This is a genomic window from Paraburkholderia phenoliruptrix (genome assembly GCF_019511605.1).
In the GTDB taxonomy this organism is placed as follows: Bacteria; Pseudomonadota; Gammaproteobacteria; order Burkholderiales; family Burkholderiaceae; genus Paraburkholderia; species Paraburkholderia phenoliruptrix_A.
Genome location: NZ_JAEUAV010000001.1, coordinates 104,694 through 121,016, shown reverse-complemented (window position 1 = coordinate 121,016; position 16,323 = coordinate 104,694). Strand labels below are relative to the sequence as shown.

The 16,323-nt window shown below is 63.5% G+C and carries 16 protein-coding genes; 9 read left to right on the top strand and 7 right to left on the bottom strand.

Annotated features, from left to right (window positions below; translation table 11 throughout):
• Window positions 1-3: 3 nt before the first annotated feature.
• Window positions 4-744, bottom strand: a complete 741-nt coding sequence (locus JNB89_RS00525) for an LrgB family protein (RefSeq protein WP_013341205.1) — start codon at window positions 742-744, stop codon at window positions 4-6.
• Window positions 741-1,124, bottom strand: coding sequence for a CidA/LrgA family protein (locus JNB89_RS00520; RefSeq protein WP_013341204.1), 384 nt, complete (start codon window positions 1,122-1,124; stop codon window positions 741-743). The genes JNB89_RS00525 and JNB89_RS00520 overlap by 4 nt, the downstream gene beginning before the upstream one ends.
• A 137-nt stretch (window positions 1,125-1,261) precedes the next feature.
• Here JNB89_RS00520 and JNB89_RS00515 point away from each other — a divergent pair, with 137 nt between their 5' ends.
• The 4 genes from JNB89_RS00515 (at window position 1,262) to JNB89_RS00500 (ending at window position 7,944) form a co-directional block, all read left to right on the top strand.
• Window positions 1,262-2,425: an epoxide hydrolase family protein gene (locus JNB89_RS00515; RefSeq protein WP_220360849.1), complete on the top strand. Its 1,164-nt coding sequence runs from the start codon at window positions 1,262-1,264 to the stop codon at window positions 2,423-2,425.
• Between the two features lie 589 nt (window positions 2,426-3,014).
• The gene (locus JNB89_RS00510) at window positions 3,015-5,180 is read left to right on the top strand and encodes a M1 family metallopeptidase (protein WP_135892079.1); all 2,166 of its coding nucleotides are present in this window, start codon (window positions 3,015-3,017) and stop codon (window positions 5,178-5,180) included.
• A gap of 756 nt (window positions 5,181-5,936) precedes the next feature.
• Complete coding sequence (locus JNB89_RS00505) at window positions 5,937-6,836, top strand: hypothetical protein (RefSeq protein WP_220360848.1); 900 nt, start codon at window positions 5,937-5,939, stop codon at window positions 6,834-6,836.
• Window positions 6,796-7,944, top strand: coding sequence for a GGDEF domain-containing protein (locus JNB89_RS00500; protein WP_220360847.1), 1,149 nt, complete (start codon window positions 6,796-6,798; stop codon window positions 7,942-7,944). Before JNB89_RS00505 ends, JNB89_RS00500 begins: the two co-directional genes overlap by 41 nt.
• Before the next feature lie 201 nt (window positions 7,945-8,145).
• Here the strand turns inward: JNB89_RS00500 and glgA are convergent, their stop codons facing one another.
• The 3 genes from glgA to JNB89_RS00485 all read right to left on the bottom strand — a co-directional run bounded on the left by glgA (window position 8,146) and on the right by JNB89_RS00485 (window position 11,703).
• On the bottom strand, window positions 8,146-9,747 hold the full coding sequence (gene glgA / locus JNB89_RS00495; protein WP_220360846.1) for a glycogen synthase GlgA: 1,602 nt from the start codon (window positions 9,745-9,747) through the stop codon (window positions 8,146-8,148).
• A gap of 271 nt (window positions 9,748-10,018) precedes the next feature.
• Complete coding sequence (locus tag JNB89_RS00490; RefSeq protein ID WP_220360845.1) at window positions 10,019-11,491, bottom strand: sodium:solute symporter family protein; 1,473 nt, start codon at window positions 11,489-11,491, stop codon at window positions 10,019-10,021.
• Window positions 11,488-11,703 (bottom strand): DUF3311 domain-containing protein, encoded by a 216-nt coding sequence (locus tag JNB89_RS00485; protein WP_135892084.1) that lies wholly within the window; start codon window positions 11,701-11,703, stop codon window positions 11,488-11,490. The genes JNB89_RS00490 and JNB89_RS00485 overlap by 4 nt, the downstream gene beginning before the upstream one ends.
• A 371-nt stretch (window positions 11,704-12,074) precedes the next feature.
• Between JNB89_RS00485 and JNB89_RS00480 the strand changes: the two genes are divergently transcribed.
• Both JNB89_RS00480 and JNB89_RS00475 read left to right on the top strand, forming a co-directional pair.
• Window positions 12,075-12,755, top strand: a complete 681-nt coding sequence (locus JNB89_RS00480) for a MarC family protein (protein ID WP_135892085.1) — start codon at window positions 12,075-12,077, stop codon at window positions 12,753-12,755.
• 191 nt (window positions 12,756-12,946) lie between these two features.
• Window positions 12,947-14,053: a porin gene (locus JNB89_RS00475; protein WP_013341195.1), complete on the top strand. Its 1,107-nt coding sequence runs from the start codon at window positions 12,947-12,949 to the stop codon at window positions 14,051-14,053.
• Window positions 14,054-14,194: 141 nt separating this feature from the next.
• Here JNB89_RS00475 and JNB89_RS00470 read toward each other — a convergent pair whose 3' ends face one another.
• On the bottom strand, window positions 14,195-14,410 hold the full coding sequence (locus JNB89_RS00470) for a hypothetical protein (RefSeq protein ID WP_220360844.1): 216 nt from the start codon (window positions 14,408-14,410) through the stop codon (window positions 14,195-14,197).
• Between the two features lie 228 nt (window positions 14,411-14,638).
• Between JNB89_RS00470 and JNB89_RS00465 the strand changes: the two genes are divergently transcribed.
• A complete protein-coding gene (locus JNB89_RS00465) occupies window positions 14,639-14,884 on the top strand; it encodes a DUF6723 family protein (protein ID WP_013341193.1) in 246 nt (81 codons plus the stop codon).
• Window positions 14,885-14,960: 76 nt separating this feature from the next.
• On the opposite strand, the gene JNB89_RS00460 is transcribed toward JNB89_RS00465, so the two are convergent.
• Complete coding sequence (locus JNB89_RS00460; protein WP_013341192.1) at window positions 14,961-15,197, bottom strand: hypothetical protein; 237 nt, start codon at window positions 15,195-15,197, stop codon at window positions 14,961-14,963.
• Between the two features lie 458 nt (window positions 15,198-15,655).
• Here JNB89_RS00460 and JNB89_RS00455 point away from each other — a divergent pair, with 458 nt between their 5' ends.
• Together JNB89_RS00455 and JNB89_RS00450 are read left to right on the top strand one after the other, a co-directional pair.
• Window positions 15,656-15,916: a hypothetical protein gene (locus JNB89_RS00455; protein ID WP_220361246.1), complete on the top strand. Its 261-nt coding sequence runs from the start codon at window positions 15,656-15,658 to the stop codon at window positions 15,914-15,916.
• A gap of 26 nt (window positions 15,917-15,942) precedes the next feature.
• Complete coding sequence (locus tag JNB89_RS00450; protein WP_006047046.1) at window positions 15,943-16,113, top strand: hypothetical protein; 171 nt, start codon at window positions 15,943-15,945, stop codon at window positions 16,111-16,113.
• The last annotated feature ends 210 nt before the right edge of the window (window positions 16,114-16,323 follow it).

Here is a 16,323-nt window from a genome sequence, read left to right as displayed (position 1 = left end):
CGCTCACACGCCCAGCCAGCGCGCCATCACAGGCATCAGCACGGGAACCACAAAAGCGGTAAACACGCCATTGAGCCCCATGCCGAGCCCGGCGAACGCGCCCATCTGCTCGCTCACCTGAAATGCGCGTGCGGTGCCGATGCCGTGCGACGCAATGCCGAGTGCGAAGCCGCGCACCTCGGGCTCGGCGATTCGCAATACGTTGAGAATGGCGCGCGCGAACACGGCGCCGAACACTCCCGTCGATATGACGAGCACCGCGGTAAGCGACGGAATGCCGCCGATTTGCGACGCCACCGCCATCGCAATCGGCGTAGTCGCGGATTTGGGCGCGAGCGACGCGAGCGTCTGATGCGAGGCGCCGAACAGCGCGGCCACGCCGATGGCCGAGACAATCGCCGTCAACGAGCCGGCGACAAGTCCGCCAATGAGCGGCAACGCATAGCGGCGCAGCTTCGGCCACTGGCGATAAAGCGGCAACGCGAGTGCAACGGTCGCCGGACCGAGCAGAAAGTGGACGAACTGCGCGCCTTCGAAATACGTTGCGTATGGCGTGCCGGTCAGTTCGAGCACTGCGACGAGCAGCGCGACCGCGATCAGCACCGGATTGGCGAGCGGATTGAAACGCGCCTTTGCATACAGGGCCTGCGCAATCAGATACGCGATCAACGTGATGGTGAGACCGAGCAGCGGACTTGCCGCCAGATAGACCCAGATCGCGCCGAGCTTCGGTAAAGCGGTCATTGTGCGGCCTCCGTGTCGGCGCGGTTGTCCGGTCCGCTGCGCTGCTGCCGGCGCATCAACGCACGCGTGACGAGCGCGGCAACCGCAATTGCAAGCGTGGTGCTGACGGCGATCGAAACGATCACGGCAATCGCATCGCCGCGAATGCGGCTGGCCGACACCATGATGCCGACGCCCGCGGGCACGAAAAGCAACGACAGATGCCGTAGCAATTCGAGCGCGGTGGGCTCGATGGCGTCCGCTGTTTGCGGGCGCATCATCACAAAGCCGAACAGCAGCAGCATGCCGATCACCGGGCCCGGCACCGGTAAGCGGAACACGTAAGACACGCCTTCTCCAAGGCATTGAAAGGTGAGCAGGGCGGCCAGCGCTCCCAGCATGTCGATCTCCAGCGCACGAAACGAAACAGCGCGCATTGTGTACCATGCCGGTAGTTTTGTGGATCATGCGAGCCGATTGCCGCGAACGGCGCGCTGCAAACTGCGCTCGATCGACTACTCCACCGTGGACGACGCCCATGCAAATCCAGCCGTTTCATATCGCCGTGCCTGAGCACGACATCGACGATCTGCGTCGACGGATACTCGCAACGCGCTGGGCGCCCGCCACGCCGTCGCCCGCATGGCAACAGGGCATGGACGCAGCATGGCTGCGCGAGCTCGCCGCGTATTGGGCCGGGCAGTTCGACTGGCGCGCCGCTGAAGAGCGCCTGAACCGGCAGCCGCAGTTCATGGCCGACGTAGAGGGACAGCGCGTGCACTTCGTGCATCGGCGCGGCGCGGGCCCGGCGCCTTATCCACTGGTTGTCACGCATGGCTGGCCGGGTTCGTTCGTCGAGTTCGAAGCGCTGCTGGAACGGCTGTGCGACCCCGGCGCGTTCGGCGGCGAACCTGCGGATTCGTTCGACGTGGTCGTGCCTTCGCTGCCCGGCTTCGCGTTTTCCGCGGCGCCTGCGCGGCCCGGCATGTCGGCGTTTCAGGTCGCGGATCTATGGGCGTCGCTGATGCACGGCCTCGGTTACCCGCGCTTCGGCGCGCAAGGCGGCGACCTGGGCGCGGGCGTCTCCATTGCACTTGCGACGCGGCATCCCGAGGTGGTCGACGGCATTCATTTGAACTTCCTGCCGGGTTCCTACGAGCCCGCGATCGGCGCGACGCAACAAGCGTTGAGCGCGGAAGAAGAGCGCTTTTTGCGCGACAGGAACGAGTGGGCCGCGCTCGAAGGCGGCTACTCGCATCTGCACATGACGAAGCCGCTTACGCTCGCGGCGTCGCTGAACGATTCGCCTGTGGGGCTCGCCGCATGGATAGCTGAAAAATTCCGCGCGTGGAGCGATTGCGAAGGGGACGTGGAGCGCGTTTTTTCAAAAGACGAGTTGCTGACCAACATCTCGCTTTACTGGTACACGCAGAGCATTGGGCCGGCGATGCAGATGTACTGGGAAAACCGTCTTCAGCCGATGCGTTTCGCGCAAGCTGAACGCGTCGTGCCGCCCGTCGGCTTTGCGCGTTTTCCGAAGGAGATCAGTCATCCGCCGCGCAGCTGGCTTGAAAGAACCTTCAATGTGACGCAGTGGACCGACATGCCAGGCGGCGGCCATTTCGCCGCAATGGAAAAGCCTGACCTGCTGGCGGCCGAAATTCGCAGCTTCTTCAGACCGCTGCGGACCGGGCGCCGCTGACCTGGTGCGAGACGCCGACGCCGCGATTTGCCAAGCGGTTGCGTGCGGCAAGTGCGTCCCGAACTCAATGCAAAGTAAAGCGCGAGTCGCCGGTTTCTCTCGGCGACTCGCGCTTTCGCTTTATCACATCCGGCAATTAGAAAATAAAAAATTTTCCGTAGTCCCGTCCGGGAAATCACGTATTTAGAGTATCGACTCAGGTAAATCGGCGCGGCCATTCGGTTTGCATACGTGGCGCTCGAAACCAGGAAAGTTTGTGAAAGGAAGTTGACACGATAACGTTTGCCAAACTAGGCTACGCACTGGCGTCAAAACCGAGCCACGTTTATCGCGTTTCTCCGGAAAGCGCGCTGCATGCGCTTTTCCGTGAATCGGAGCGGCGTCGTAAATGTCTGTTCTGAAAGCTTTGTAATAAAAAGATCTGTAACTTTAAAAATCAGCCGTTAGTGCTGAGGGCGTAACACGTCCATATATTCTCGCTAGCAAATCGGTGCTGGTGCGGGAGACCTTTTTCGCTGAAAAAAGAGAAACACGGCTGAAGTGACTCAACGCACCTTGTTTATACCGATATTGTCAGTCGAGGATTAAAATGCGCATAAATTTCCGATTGCAGATTCAGTGCCTGGCGCTAGCCGGAATAATGGCCCTGGCCGGTTGCGGAGGAGGAGACGGCTCGGCTTCGCTCACGAGCAAATCTGCCCAAGGCCCGGCGAGCGCCTCCGATACGCCGGTCGTGCCGGCGAGCGCGGCGGTCGCGGACACGTCGATCGACAAGACCGTGCAGCCAGTTGAACTGCCCAACACGGTAACGCCCGTCAACTACAAGCTGTGGTTCAGGCCCAACCCGGCGCTGTCGTCGTTCGACGGCCGCGCCGACGTGCAGATCAAGGTGCTCAAGGCGGTTAACGCGATCACGATCGCGGGGCATCGCATCAAGTTCACCAACGGCACGATCATGCTTCAGCCGGGCAACATCGCGCTGATCGCCACGCCGCAGGACGACGGCGACTTCTACCAGTTGCGGCCCGTCAGCGGTCAGATCGCCGCGGGCAACTACTCGCTGCACATGGAGTGGAGCGGCATCATCAACTTCAAGAGCTACGACGACCCGGTGACGAAAACCGGCGGAAGTTGCGGCGACGATCCGTATCCTGGCTGTTCCGCGGCGGAGGGCGTTTTCCGCGTCGACCTGAAGGCGACCGACGGTTCGACGAGCGGCGCGATTCTTACCCAGGGAGAGTCGAATCTCGCGCGGCAGTGGTTCCCCGGCTGGGACGAGCCGGCGTTCCGGCCGACCTATGAGGTGAGCGCGGAAGTGCCGCAAAACTGGAACGTCGTGTCGAACGCGGCCGAAAAGCCGGCGGTGAACGTTGGCGGCGGCTATAAGCTGGTGTCGTTCGAAAAAACCCCGCCCATGCCTTCGTATCTGCTGTTCTTCGGCGGCGGTCAGTTCGACATTCTCGAAGACGACTTCACGAGCCCGCTGCCCGACGGCAAAGGCCTGCATCTGCGCATTTTCACGCCGCCCGGCATGCGTGACTGGGCCAAGCCCGCCATGCAGCAGACCAAGCAGGCACTCGACTACTACTATCGCTACACGGGCATCCCGTTGCCGCTCACCAAGTTCGACACGATTGCGGCGAACGACGCGTTCAAGGAACAGAAGGACCTGAACTTCGGCGGCATGGAGAACTGGGGTGCGATTCTGGAATTCGCCGACGATATCCTGCCGGCGCCAGGCACGAGCATGTCCGACTATGGCGTGACGGTGCTCACGCACGAGGCGGCGCATCAATGGTTCGGCGACCTCGTTACGCTCGACTGGTGGGACGACGTCTGGCTGAACGAATCGTTTGCCACGTTCTTCGAGAACAAGACGAAAGTGCGCTTCTTCCCGGACCGCTTCAGCTGGGTCGACGACGTGAAGAACAAGTACGCGGTCATCAACGCGGACCTCAAGTCCACGGCGTTCCCGGTGCAGCCGAACTTCAATGGCTGGGCGTCCAACGACTTCGTGCTGAGCGCGAGCGCCTTCACGTATGACAAGGGCGGTCACGTGTTGAAGATGCTGGAGAACTATCTCGGCGAAGAAACGATGCGCAAGGGGCTGCAGCAGTACCTGGCCGACTACGCGCTCGGCAACGTCACGCCCAAGCGTCTATGGGACGAGCTCACGAAGGCAAGCGGTCAGCCGATGGGCGCGATTGGCGACAGCTTCGTGCGGCAAACCGGCGTGCCGCTGATCTCACTCGACACCCAATGCGACCTGACCACGAACCAGACCATCGTGACGCTCAAACAGGCGCCGTTCCCCAACCAGAACCAGTATCCCGGAACGCAATGGACCATTCCGCTCACGCTCGCTTATGGCGATGGACTCACTTCGCGCAAGACGGTCGCCATGAAGGACCTGCAAACGCAGGTGCGGCTGAACGGCTGCTCCGCGGTGCTCGCCGATCCGAGCGGCCTCGACTACTACGTGACGAACTACAGCAACAACGCGTGGAGCCAGTTGCTCGCACAGAGCAATGCGCTGACCGACCCTGTGCTGCTGACGAGCCTGCAACTCGAGGCAAAACTGCTGGTTGCTCACGGACTCGCCGACCCGTCGCGTGAAACGACCATCGGCTCGCTCACTTCCGCCAACACCATGGTGGCCCGCCAACTGCTGAAAGCCCCGGCACCGACGACGCAGTCGCTGCGTCCGACCATCCGCTATCAGGGCAAGCTGCGGCAGAAGGCGCAGACGCAGTAAGACCACTCAGGGCCTGGCCGGCGACGTTTGCACGTTGGCGGCCACCCTGGAGCTGCGTTGCAAGCAGCACCCTGCGGCCGCTGGGCGTAAATGCCCCGCGGCCGCAGTCATGCCTGACGTGCAGGGCTGAAAAACGCTCGCTGAACCAGCGCGCGGTAGCGGCTGCTCTGCGCGACGCCAACATGCCGCTGCGTTGCCATTCGTCGGTTCTGCCATCGCGCTTTTGTGCCGAAACCTCGGCGAAATGCGCCATTCATGGCCGCGGCTCGGGAACGCGGCAGCGTCCACGATCGAATCGCTTCGGCCAGCAGATTCCTCCTTCCCGCTGCGCGCGCCACCGCGCGAAATATCCTCAATTTGGTGGATCACGCAACCAATTCTCGCGGTCACACGTGCGTTTGAAGCGTCCGCCCGCGCCTACTGTCCAGATCCGCCACACAGGCGCGCTTATTGCGTGGACTTAGGCCCCTCGTACGGTGCGAGGCTTCGCCTTCACACGTGGCGGGCCTTTGCAGCGGGCTTGGCCGACTCGCGGCGCCGCGAGTTTGTCGCGCATGCATGGCCGCCTTGAAGGTTTTACCTGGTTTTGCAGGCTCAAATGCGATCTGCCGAACAGACGTTTGAAGCAGAGCCGGTCGTGTTGTGACTATCGAATGAGAGAGTTACATTCTTCGGGCAGCGTTTGCATCGACCGTGCAGACTGTGTGAACCGGGCCTGACGGAGCGTCAGACGGAAGAATTGCGGAGCGTACTACGATGTACAACGATCCTGACTTGCCTCATGTTCGCGCGGACCATGACGATGACGGCCTCGACCCGAGAACTGCGCAGGCAACGGACATGACACCCCGCTTCGGGCGACTGGCGCTGTGCGTGGCGGCGGCGAGCGCGCTTGCGTTTGGCGTGGTCGGCACCGTCGCTTACGGGGTGTGGTTCAACAGCGATCAGCAGACCTACGCGGAAGCCATTGCCCGCGCGCGCCAGGCTTTGCGCATGCCCGCGCCGAACCATACGGCGTCCATGCTGGCGACAGCGTCGGAGCGAAGCGGCAGTTTGCCTGCAACGGCCGCGCAGACAGCGCCGGCCACTGTCGCGACAACCCCAGGGCCGCCCGTGATGCCGGCGCCGGGTGCTCCGGCGCGCAGTCCGACAGCGCCGGCCACTGTCGCGACGACCGCCGGGCCGCTCGGAATGCCGGCGCCCGATGCTCTCGCACGCAGTCCTGCCGTCGCGACGAGTTCACCCGCCGACGCCATCGCGCTACTCGACTTGCCGGCAATCCCCGCGCAATCTTCGGCGGCGACGGTGGACGAGCGCCGCAAGCCGTCCACATGGGCCGGTGAGATCTCGCGTCCTCAGGACGAGGCGGTGCTCGCGGACGCCGCCGCCGATGCGCGCTCGAGCCTGGCCGCCGCGCCCGCGATCGCGCCTCGCGCGACGCAAGCTGCCGCAACCGCTGCGCCAGCCGCAGTGCCTCAGCTTGCATCGACGCGCCCCGCGCGGGAAGCGAAATCCGCCCAGCAGGAGCGGCGTGCGTCGGCCAGCAACGCGCGCCGCAAGGGCAATCTCTTCGCGCGCATGGGTTCCTTCTTTCGACGAGTCAGCTATCGACAACATGGCAGCGGAAGCCAGCAAGACCTCTACTCGCATCCCTGAGCCGCTCTTCGCGTGGCGCCCGGGGCCGCTGCGCGTCAACGGCCGGCCGCTCACGCCCGGACCCGCCACGCTCGCCGTGGCTTCGCTGCTGTGTCTGCTGATCGGCCTGCTGTACCTCGCCTTGCAGATCAGAACCGTGTTCTCCGATCAGGTCAAACAGGAATACGCGAGCCTCGTGCTGGAGGCCGTCGAGCAAGCCGGAACGGCACGCGCGCGGGTCGGCGCGTGGGAACAGGTGCCGGGCGCGCACGACGCCGCGGCCAACGGCTATCGCGACGCGCGTGCCGAACTGACGCGCCGCCTCGCGTCGCTCGCCGCGCTGATCAATGCCAGCCCCGCAGGCGCGCCGCGCATGCCTTCGTCCGTGTTGTTGCCCGATGCGACGCTCGCAGAAATGGACGCGCTGCTCAGCAACGCGTCGTCCTACTGGCACGCACAGCGCGATGCCTATAGTGCCGACATCCGCAAACGCATCACGCTCGTCTCGCGCATGCTGATTGCGCTTGCAGCGCTGCTGTTCTGCATGCTGATCACGGCGCTTGGCATGTACGCCAGGCGCAACCGTCTACTGGCCGGCCAGTCGCACGAATTCGAGCACGCTGCGCTGCACGATCCGATGACCGGCCTCGCGAACCGGCGCAAGCTGGTTGCCGAATTGCAGGAGGCGGCAATGCAGGCGTCAGCGGACGCGAGCGCGCGCAAGATGGCTGTGTTGTACGTGGATCTGGACGGCTTCAAGCAGGTCAACGATTCACTCGGTCATCGGGTAGGCGACGAGTTTCTGATCGAAGTCTCAAAGCGCTTTCGCGAGTCGGTGCGCAAGGAAGACCTGGTTGCACGAATCGGAGGCGATGAATTTGCTGTGCTGGTTCGCCAGTTTTCCGCGCAGGACGAACTGCGTCAGATCGCGCAGCGCCTGATTGGCTGCGTGGCACACACCGATAAACAGATGGGCATGGGCATGGTTCGCGCGAGCATCGGCATTGCGAGCTATCCGGATCTGGTGGACGATTATCGCCGGCTCGTCGCTGCCGCCGACGAAGCAATGTACGAGGTCAAGCGCGGCGGCAAGGACGGCTACGCGTTTGCATCGCGCGCAGCACGGTGAGCGGCGGATTCACTGGGTTGAGTGGATGACCGATGGACGCAGGCGCGCAGCGCGTGTGCTTTGCGTGCGTGAGCGCACGCGAGTGCGCGATGGGGCCGGCGCGGTGGACGGAGTACGGCGCAGGGCGGGCGCAAGCCAGTGCGTACAGGCTGCGCCGCAGCGTTACGCTTAGTCGCTGCCCCCAGTCACCACGCGCGATTATTACGCGCTCCGAACCATTTCACCGACTCCCGCGCCGAACGCCTCATCGCGGTGAACCTGCCGCGCTGCTGCAGAGCCCGCGGTTCTCGCGCGGCCGGGCGTTTTGCGAACGCGCGTGTCGCGCAGTGCGGGACGGGCATCGACGAGATCAGCGTACAGCGCGAGATAGCTCGAAGTGGACGCTTCCCAGCTCGAATCGCGGCTCATCGCATTGCGCTGCAACGCATGCCACGACGACGGCCGCATGAATGCCGCCAGCGCGCGGCCCAGGGCCTGCACCACATCGTAAGTATCTTCGCCGTCGAACAGGAAACCAGTCGCGCAATCTTCGCCGCGCGCGCACTCCGGCGCATAGTCGACAATGGTGTCGGCGAGACCGCCCACGCGTGAGGCCACCGGAATCGTGCCGTAGCGCATTGCATACAGCTGCGTGAGTCCGCAAGGCTCGAAGCGGCTGCCGTGCAGCAGAATATCCGCGCCCGCATGCAGCATGTGCGCGCGCCGCTCGTCATAACCGATCTGCACGCCCACGCGGCCGGGCCATGCGGCAGCCAGTTCCTGCATCGCATGTTCGAGCGCCCGCTCGCCCTGGCCGAGAATCGCGAATTGCAAACGCGGATGTCGTTCGAGCAATACCGGAAGCGCGCGTATCACCACGTCCGCGAGCTTCTGTTCCGTCAGGCGGCTGCCAATCGCGACAAGCGGCGCAAACGGGTCGCGCGTCAAGCCGCACGCCTGTTGCAGTTCGCGCTTGCACGCCTGCTTGCCCGCCGTGTCGTCGACGGAATAGGGGCGGGCGATATAGGCGTCGGTGGCCGGATTCCATACGGACGTGTCGATTCCGTTGACGATGCCCGACAGCTTCGCCGCCTGCGCTTGCAGCACGCCTTCCATGCCGTGGCCGAAGCGCGGCGTGAGAATTTCGCGTGCATAACGCTGACTGACGGTCGTTACGCGGTCCGCGTGCACGATGCCGGCCTTCATCATGCTGAGCGATCCGTAGAACTCGATGCTGCGTTCGTCGGTGAGCGCGGGCACCAGCAGTTCGGGCGGCACGCCGATCCAGCCGCCCATCGCGAGCGGATGGTTGCCCTGGAAGGCGAGGTTGTGGATCGTGAATACGCTTTTTGCGGCGACGCCGGCAAGCCGCATATAAAGCGGCGTGAGCCCTGCATGCCAATCGTGCGCGTGCACGATGTCGGGGCGCTTCAGGTTGCGAACGCCGCGCGCGACGCGCGTCGCCGCTGCGGCGAGCGAGGCAAAGCGCGTGAGATTGTCCAGGTAGTCGCGTCCCTGAGGGTCGCGGTACAAGCCTTCCCGCGCGAACAGGTGGTCCATTTGCAGCAGCAACACCGTCACGCCGCTGTCGGGCATGCGCCCGCGCAGCAGTCGCGCGTCGCCGCCGGGCAAGCCGGTCATGCGGGCAACGGGCGCGACGTCGACGGCCTTCTCCAGCGCAGCCGGATAGGCGGGCATCAGGATGGAAACGTCGACGCCTGCGTCGCGCAAGGCGCTGGCATAGGCGCTGACCATGTCGCCGAGTCCGCCGGATTTGGCGAGAGGAAGGGCTTCGGAAGCGACAAGTAGAACGTTAAGCGGCAAGATGGCCCCCAGAGGACGCGTTTTGCACTTGTGCAGTGCGGCGGAAACACAGGGCCAAAAAACAGCAAGCGCTATGCCTGGGACAACCTCTGTGATCGACCTGGCGCAAATCGATGTGTTTCAGCGGTAACCATCGGTTACTGCGCCGCCTTGCATCCGCGCCGGGCGGGCGTTTTTGCACTCGTATGTAGTTTTGACGCGCCGTGCGGGCGCGGGGCTCAAAGAAAAAGCCGTCGCATTACGACGGCTTTCAAGCTGCGCACTGCGGGAATCAATGTGCCGACGCTTGTGCCTGCTGAACGCGTCCGCCTTGCGTCATTGCGCTGACGATTACGAAGACGATCACGTTCACGGCCAGCGCGACAAAGCCAATGTTTACGTCTTTGAGCGCGTCGGGCAGAAAGGGCATGAGTTGCGCGATCGTCAGATGCATCGTCGTGGTGATGGCCACCACTGCGACGCCCGCGACAATCCCGCAGAACGCGCCTTGCCTCGTCGCCCGATTGTGCGGAAACAGGCTGCACACCACCGCGGGAAAAAGCTGCGTGACAAAGCTGTAGCCCATCAACAGCAACGCGACGATGGTTTCGCCGCCGTGCAGCGTGAACGCCACGGCAACCAAAGCGACAACGGGCACCAGAATGCGCGCAAGCTTCGCGACCGACGCGTCCGATGCATTGCGGTTCACCATGCCGCGATAGACGTCGTTGGCGAGCAGCGTGGAGGCCGACGTGAGGATCATCGAGCCTGGCACCAGCGCGGTCAGAATGCCGGCCGCGCCGATCACGCCGACGAACCACGGGTCGAAGGTCTGCAACGACAGGCGGAACAGCGACAGGTCGATATCGCCGCCTTTGAGCCCCGGCACCTTCAGCGTCGCCGCGAAGCCCACGAAGAACACGAACAGCAGGATCAACTGGTAGAGCGGAAGCACGATTGCATTGCGGCGGAAAATGCGCTCGTCCTTCGCGGTGAAGATCGAGCCGAACGTATGCGGCCACATGAAAAACCCAAGCGCCGTGAGCAGCACCGTGGACTGGAACCAGGTCACGCTGGAGCCTTTTGCCGGGAACGTGAGGAAGCCGGGGCGGGCGGCGTCGATTGCATGGAACATCTCGCCGAGACTGCCGTAATAATGCAGCGGCAGATAAATGCCGAGGAACAGCACGATCGCGAGAATCAGCAGGTCTTTGACGACCGAGTTCCACGCCGAGCCGCGCACGCCCGACACGATCACATAGGCCGTGACCACAGCGGCGCCGATCCAGATTGCGGCGGTCGAAGAAATCGCGCCATACGAAGCCGTGGCCACGATAATGCCGAGTCCCTTCAATTGCAAAACGAGGTAGGGAATCAGCGCGGCCACGCCGACCAGCGCGACGAGCGTACCGAGCGCGGGGCTCTCGTATTTGCGGGTGAAGAAGTGCGGCTGGGACACGAGACGCTGCTGCTTGGCGAAGCGCCAGATGGGCGGCAGCATCCAGTACGACAGGATGTAGGCGAGCGTGCCGTACGCGAGAATGTAATAGACGGCCGCGCCTTTCCCATATGCGAAGCCGCTGCCGCCGAGGAACGTGAACGTGGTGTAGATTTCGCCGGCCATCAGCAGGAACACGAAGGCAGTGCCGAAGCTGCGGCCGCCTACGGTCCATTGTTCGAGGCTCATGTCGTGGCCATGCTTTGCCCGTACGCCGAGGAAAAGCGCAAACAGCGTGATCGCTGCAATGATGACGAGCGCGCTCATGGGCGGACCTCCTCGCTGTCGGCGGCAATCTGCCGATTCGACCGATCGAGGCGGTAGACAATCGCCATGATGACCGAACTCAGCACCACCCACGCGACAATCCAGCCCAGCACGAACGGCATGCCGAGCACGAGCGGCTCGACGCGGTTCACGAACGGAACGCCAAGCAGAATGCCGATGAACGGCAGCGCGGCGAGTACACGAAGCAACATGGGGCAACTCCTCGAACTGTGAGTACGTCTCATTGAAAGTGCAGCTTCGCTGGCGACTGTATGCCCGATGCTTGCGTCCCGTAAAGCAGTTCAAAAAACTGTAGGCTGGTTGAAAGTTGCGTGCGCATCGATCGGCGCTTTGCCTGCCTGCGCCTGCTGCATTGCAATCCGCGAGGCCGACGCCCGGCGCGCGCAGAGCCATGCCCGGCAACCCGGTGCTTTTTTACGGATTTATATCGCGCCGCGATATGATTCCGGCCACGCAGGGCGCGCAGGCTGCTAAGACGCGGCGCCTCCAGTTCAACCACACGGCGCGGCGCGGTCCCCGCAGGCAGTCGGCTTGCCGGAGCGCCGCCCGACACGGATCGCATATGGTCGAAAGTCTGATCGCGGACATTCTGTTCGGCTTCACGGGGCTGATCAGCATCATCAACCCAATTGGCGTGGCTTTTGTTTTTCTCGACCGTACCGCTTCGTTGACGACTGACGAGCGCACGGCGCTTGCGCGCAAGATCGCGATCAATGTCGTCTGCGTGCTGCTGGTGGCGTTTTTCATCGGTACGCCGATTCTGCATTTCTTCGGCATTTCAATGGAGGCGTTGCGCATAGGCGGCGGGCTGGCCGTCGCGGTGGGCGGCTGGCAAATGCTGAATGCGCCCGATACGCAGCCCGCCGAACAGCCGGGAGTCAAGCGGGTGGACGCGGAAAACGCGAAGTCAAGGGCGTTCTTCCCGCTGACCATTCCATTGACTACTGGGCCGGGTTCCATTGCCACCGCGATTGCGCTGACCGCGAACCGTACGCATAAGCTCTCCGAGTTCGTGCTGTCGGGTATCGCGTCGGTGGTGATCTCGCTCGCCGTGGCGCTGACCGTCTATCTGGTATACAGCCGCTCGGTCGTGTTCGCACGATACCTCGGCGCGGAAGGCACCAAAGTGGCCATGCGCGTTTCGTCGTTTCTGCTGTTGTGCATCGGCGTGCAGATCATGCTGACTGGCTTCTCCGAATTCCTGATTCCCATTGCGACGATGCAGCCGGTGCCGGGCCGGTGAAGGACAACTCGCGCGTCAGGCCGACGTGCGTGCACGCCTCGCAAGAATCTATTGCGCAAAACGGATAGTGGGTGGGCGGCGCATCGCCTATAGTTCGGCGGCAATGCGTGGAGTTCGCCTTGCGCCTGCTGTGCCCATACCGCGCCGGAAGAAAGCGCATAACAAACGTCACAAGAACGGATGGCGAGACAATGAGACTACCTACGAAGCTGGTCGCCGCACTGGCGCTGGCAAGCCCCCTGGCCTATGGGCAAACGAGCGTGACGCTCTATGGCCGCCTCGATGCCGGCATCGAGTACATGAATCACATCGACAACGGCACGGGCGCAAGTTCGAGCCGCTGGCGCGCCGAAGGCGGCGACTGGGGCACGAGCATGCTCGGCCTGAAGGGCGCCGAGGACCTGGGCGGCGGCCTGAAGGCAATCTTCAACCTGGAGACCGGCTTGCAGGTCATGGACGGCACCACGAGCGGCGGACGGCTCTGGTCGCGCCGCGCGTTCGTCGGCCTCAGCAGCCAGCAATGGGGCACGCTGCAAGCGGGCCGCAATCTGTTTATCGACAGCGACGGCGTGTGGGAATTCGACCCGTTCGTGCAGCAGGCGTTTTCGTCCGCGTCGCTCGTGCGCGGTCGCAACTGGCAGCAGACCAGCAACAACGTTGAATATCACAGCCCGGTGTTCTGGGGCTTCGACGTGCAGGCGCAATACGCGTTCGGCAACCAGCCCGGCGCGTTCAACAGCGGCGCGAGCGGCGAGTTCGGCCGCTCGGACGGCATCATGCTGACCTATCATTCACAGCTCTTCGACGTTCGCGGCATTTACGACGAACTACGCGATAGCAATGGGCGTTTCTCGAACATCTTCCAGAGTTCGCGTGAATACTTTGTGGGCGCGAACGTGCATTTCGATGCGGTGAAGATTCAGGGCGCCTATACCCATTACTCCGCGCCGGATTCTCCGGCTGGCGTTGCCGATACTGCGGACCACTATTGGCTCGGCGCTACCTACAATTTCCAGCCGCGCTGGGCCGTGACCGCCGGCGGCTACTACGTGAAGGTCGGCGACGGTGCGGGCGACAGCGCGCATGACCCTTCCGGTCACGCAATGATGTACGTGCTTGGCACCACTTATAACCTGTCGAAGCGCACCTTCCTTTACGGCACCGTCGGCTACGTGCGCAACAGCGGCAACGCGAACTTCTCTCTGCAGGCGTCGCCGCGCGATGCGACGAACAACACGAACCCGCTGGTGGGTGAGTCGCAGACCGGCGCTTACGTCGGCATGCTGCATCAGTTCTGATTCGCGAGGCGCGGCTTCACGCGGCGATTGCAACTGCATCCGATTGCGATTGCATCAGATCGGAATTGAGAGCGCCAATTGAGAGCGTCGTGTGCGCGCCGAGCGCGTATCGCTCCGCTCGAGTTTCGTGCGGGTTGCGCTTCAGTGCCGCACACGCCGCAGCGCATGCACTGGCGGCGGGGTTGCGGGCGGATCGCCTTCGGGCGCACCGGGCGGCGCGCCGCCCGGGTCGTCGTCGGGAGCGGGCGGTGGATCCGGATCGATGTTGGGGGCCGGCGGCGCTTCAGGGTCGATCTCCGGCGGCGTCGGCGTGTGCATCACACGTGCCGCTGCGTCGTACGTGTTTGACAGGGTCATCGTTATCTCCACTTTTTGTGTTCCTGCTGCGTTTTCCTGCGCGCAATGCGCATGCCCTTTGATCCCGCTTTGATCCCGCTTTGATCCCTCCATCGCCTTTCGCGTAGCGGCTTTCGCACGTGGAACGGCCGTTGCTGCCTTCGCTCACGCGCAATGCACATGGCATGGCGCGAAAGAGCGTGAGGTGCCTGTTCGGGCACCGGAAATACAGGCACAGGGAAACACGAAATGGCGCGACACAAGGCCGACGTTGCTGACGACGAGTTTGAGATTTTCGCCAGCTATCACGGAACAGGCGACGGCCGTTATGTAGGTGGGCTGAAGGTCCTCCGCAAAGCGGACAGGAGGATTCTTTTTCCATTCGACGGTGCGCCGGAAATCGGCCCCTATGAAACCGCCGACGAAGCGCGGCGCGCCGCCATCGAGTACGGCAAGCAGATCGTGGCGGCCGACCGCGCTTCGCCGGAAAAGTGACCGTAGCGCGCTCGCCATCAGCAAGCGGCGCGCTCGTGCGGCAGCTCATTCGGCAATCAGGGGCCGCGCTTTGCGCTCAGGGCATACCGCCAAGCGAAGGCGAAATCGTACTGCCGCGATTGGGGTCGTCAGGGTGTTCGTCCGGCACAGTGGGCCGTGCCGACAGAGGCGGATGGCTGCGATAGCAGGTGTCGATCGAATCGTTCACTACGCACTGCGCGAATGCGTCCGCATCGCTCTTTTGCGCGAACGTGTAAAGGGTTCGTTCGACCTGGACTTCCGTATCGGACACGCGAATGGTCGTGATTGGCATGAGGCGCTCCTTTTTACAAAGATGAATCCGAAGCTTCAGCGTTGAGTACGCAATGGGCGTGCCCAATGGATGCGCGATGGGTGCGCGCAGCACGCTTGTCGAGTGCGCGAATGAATGCGTCGCTCCTGCGTGAAGGGGCTAGGGGACGGGCGAAGCATGCGCAAATGGAGGCGTGAGCGCAGCCGCTGCGAGACCGCGGAGCGGGGCTTGCTGGCGGCGCCCTTTGGTCGGGTTACGGTCAAGGTGCCGTTGGGGTCCATATGTTGCTCCGACGCAGGTGTAGCCGATAAAAGGAGAGAGCCATGCAGCCCGGAACGCAGCCGGAATCGCACGCCGACACGAAGCCCGGCACAACGCCCAACGCAAAGCCCGAAACAATGCCCGAAACAATGCCCGAAACAATGCCCGACATCACGCCCGACACGCGCACCGATGCACAGCGCGACACCCAACCGGACATGCAGTCCGGCACTTCACGCGCGAATGCCAGTGCTGCCGAACCGTCGCCGGAAGTGAAAGCGCGCAACCAGCCAAGCGGCACGCATTATGTAGAGCCAAGCCCGCTCGGCATCGAGCCGGTCGTGCAGACCGGCGTCGACCGACAGACGAACCCGCCGCGCTCGAACCAGCATCCCGAGCAGACCGCCGAGGTTCCGCTCGGAACAGGCGCGCATGGCGAGCCCGCGGGCGGCGGTGGCCGTGCGTCGCACAAGAACTGACTACGTGCAAACAAACGGAGAGACACATGCAACAGGACAACGAACCCCTGAACCCCGGCGATGAAGCGCCCCCCGACGCCCCCGGCGTTGGCGAAGACATTTGCCGCGCCTGCCACGGCACGGGCAAGGTGGAAGGAAAGCAGTGCACCGTATGCGGCGGCACGGGGAAGGTGCTGCAGGGCATCGGCGGCGGCTGAGCATTTCTCGTATGCGCGCAAGGCGTCGACCTGGCTGCGCGGCGTGCCGCCGCGCAGCGAGCCTGATTGCTTTCTAACTGGCCAACAGCGGGGCCGACAGCGGAGCCAACAGGCGGCCAACGGCGGGCCACTAGCGCGGCCAGAGGCGCGGCCCAGAGGCGCGGCCCAAAGGCGCGGCCACAAGCGGCCACAAGCGGCCACAAGCGGCCC

What these genes read in the sequence shown, in the direction of transcription:
- JNB89_RS00470 (WP_220360844.1), bottom strand. Translation starts at nt 14,410, where the DNA reads ATGACCCTGTCAAACACGTACGACGCAGCGGCACGTGTGATGCACACG.
- JNB89_RS00485 (WP_135892084.1), bottom strand. Translation starts at nt 11,703, where the DNA reads ATGTTGCTTCGTGTACTCGCCGCGCTGCCGTTCATCGGCATTCTGCTT.
- JNB89_RS00475 (WP_013341195.1), top strand. Translation starts at nt 12,947, where the DNA reads ATGAGACTACCTACGAAGCTGGTCGCCGCACTGGCGCTGGCAAGCCCC.
- JNB89_RS00525 (WP_013341205.1), bottom strand. Translation starts at nt 744, where the DNA reads ATGACCGCTTTACCGAAGCTCGGCGCGATCTGGGTCTATCTGGCGGCA.
- JNB89_RS00450 (WP_006047046.1), top strand. Translation starts at nt 15,943, where the DNA reads ATGCAACAGGACAACGAACCCCTGAACCCCGGCGATGAAGCGCCCCCC.
- JNB89_RS00520 (WP_013341204.1), bottom strand. Translation starts at nt 1,124, where the DNA reads ATGCTGGGAGCGCTGGCCGCCCTGCTCACCTTTCAATGCCTTGGAGAA.
- JNB89_RS00460 (WP_013341192.1), bottom strand. Translation starts at nt 15,197, where the DNA reads ATGCCAATCACGACCATTCGCGTGTCCGATACGGAAGTCCAGGTCGAA.
- JNB89_RS00500 (WP_220360847.1), top strand. Translation starts at nt 6,796, where the DNA reads ATGGCAGCGGAAGCCAGCAAGACCTCTACTCGCATCCCTGAGCCGCTC.
- JNB89_RS00510 (WP_135892079.1), top strand. Translation starts at nt 3,015, where the DNA reads ATGCGCATAAATTTCCGATTGCAGATTCAGTGCCTGGCGCTAGCCGGA.
- JNB89_RS00515 (WP_220360849.1), top strand. Translation starts at nt 1,262, where the DNA reads ATGCAAATCCAGCCGTTTCATATCGCCGTGCCTGAGCACGACATCGAC.
- JNB89_RS00480 (WP_135892085.1), top strand. Translation starts at nt 12,075, where the DNA reads ATGGTCGAAAGTCTGATCGCGGACATTCTGTTCGGCTTCACGGGGCTG.
- JNB89_RS00490 (WP_220360845.1), bottom strand. Translation starts at nt 11,491, where the DNA reads ATGAGCGCGCTCGTCATCATTGCAGCGATCACGCTGTTTGCGCTTTTC.
- JNB89_RS00455 (WP_220361246.1), top strand. Translation starts at nt 15,656, where the DNA reads ATGCAGTCCGGCACTTCACGCGCGAATGCCAGTGCTGCCGAACCGTCG.
- JNB89_RS00465 (WP_013341193.1), top strand. Translation starts at nt 14,639, where the DNA reads ATGGCGCGACACAAGGCCGACGTTGCTGACGACGAGTTTGAGATTTTC.
- JNB89_RS00505 (WP_220360848.1), top strand. Translation starts at nt 5,937, where the DNA reads ATGTACAACGATCCTGACTTGCCTCATGTTCGCGCGGACCATGACGAT.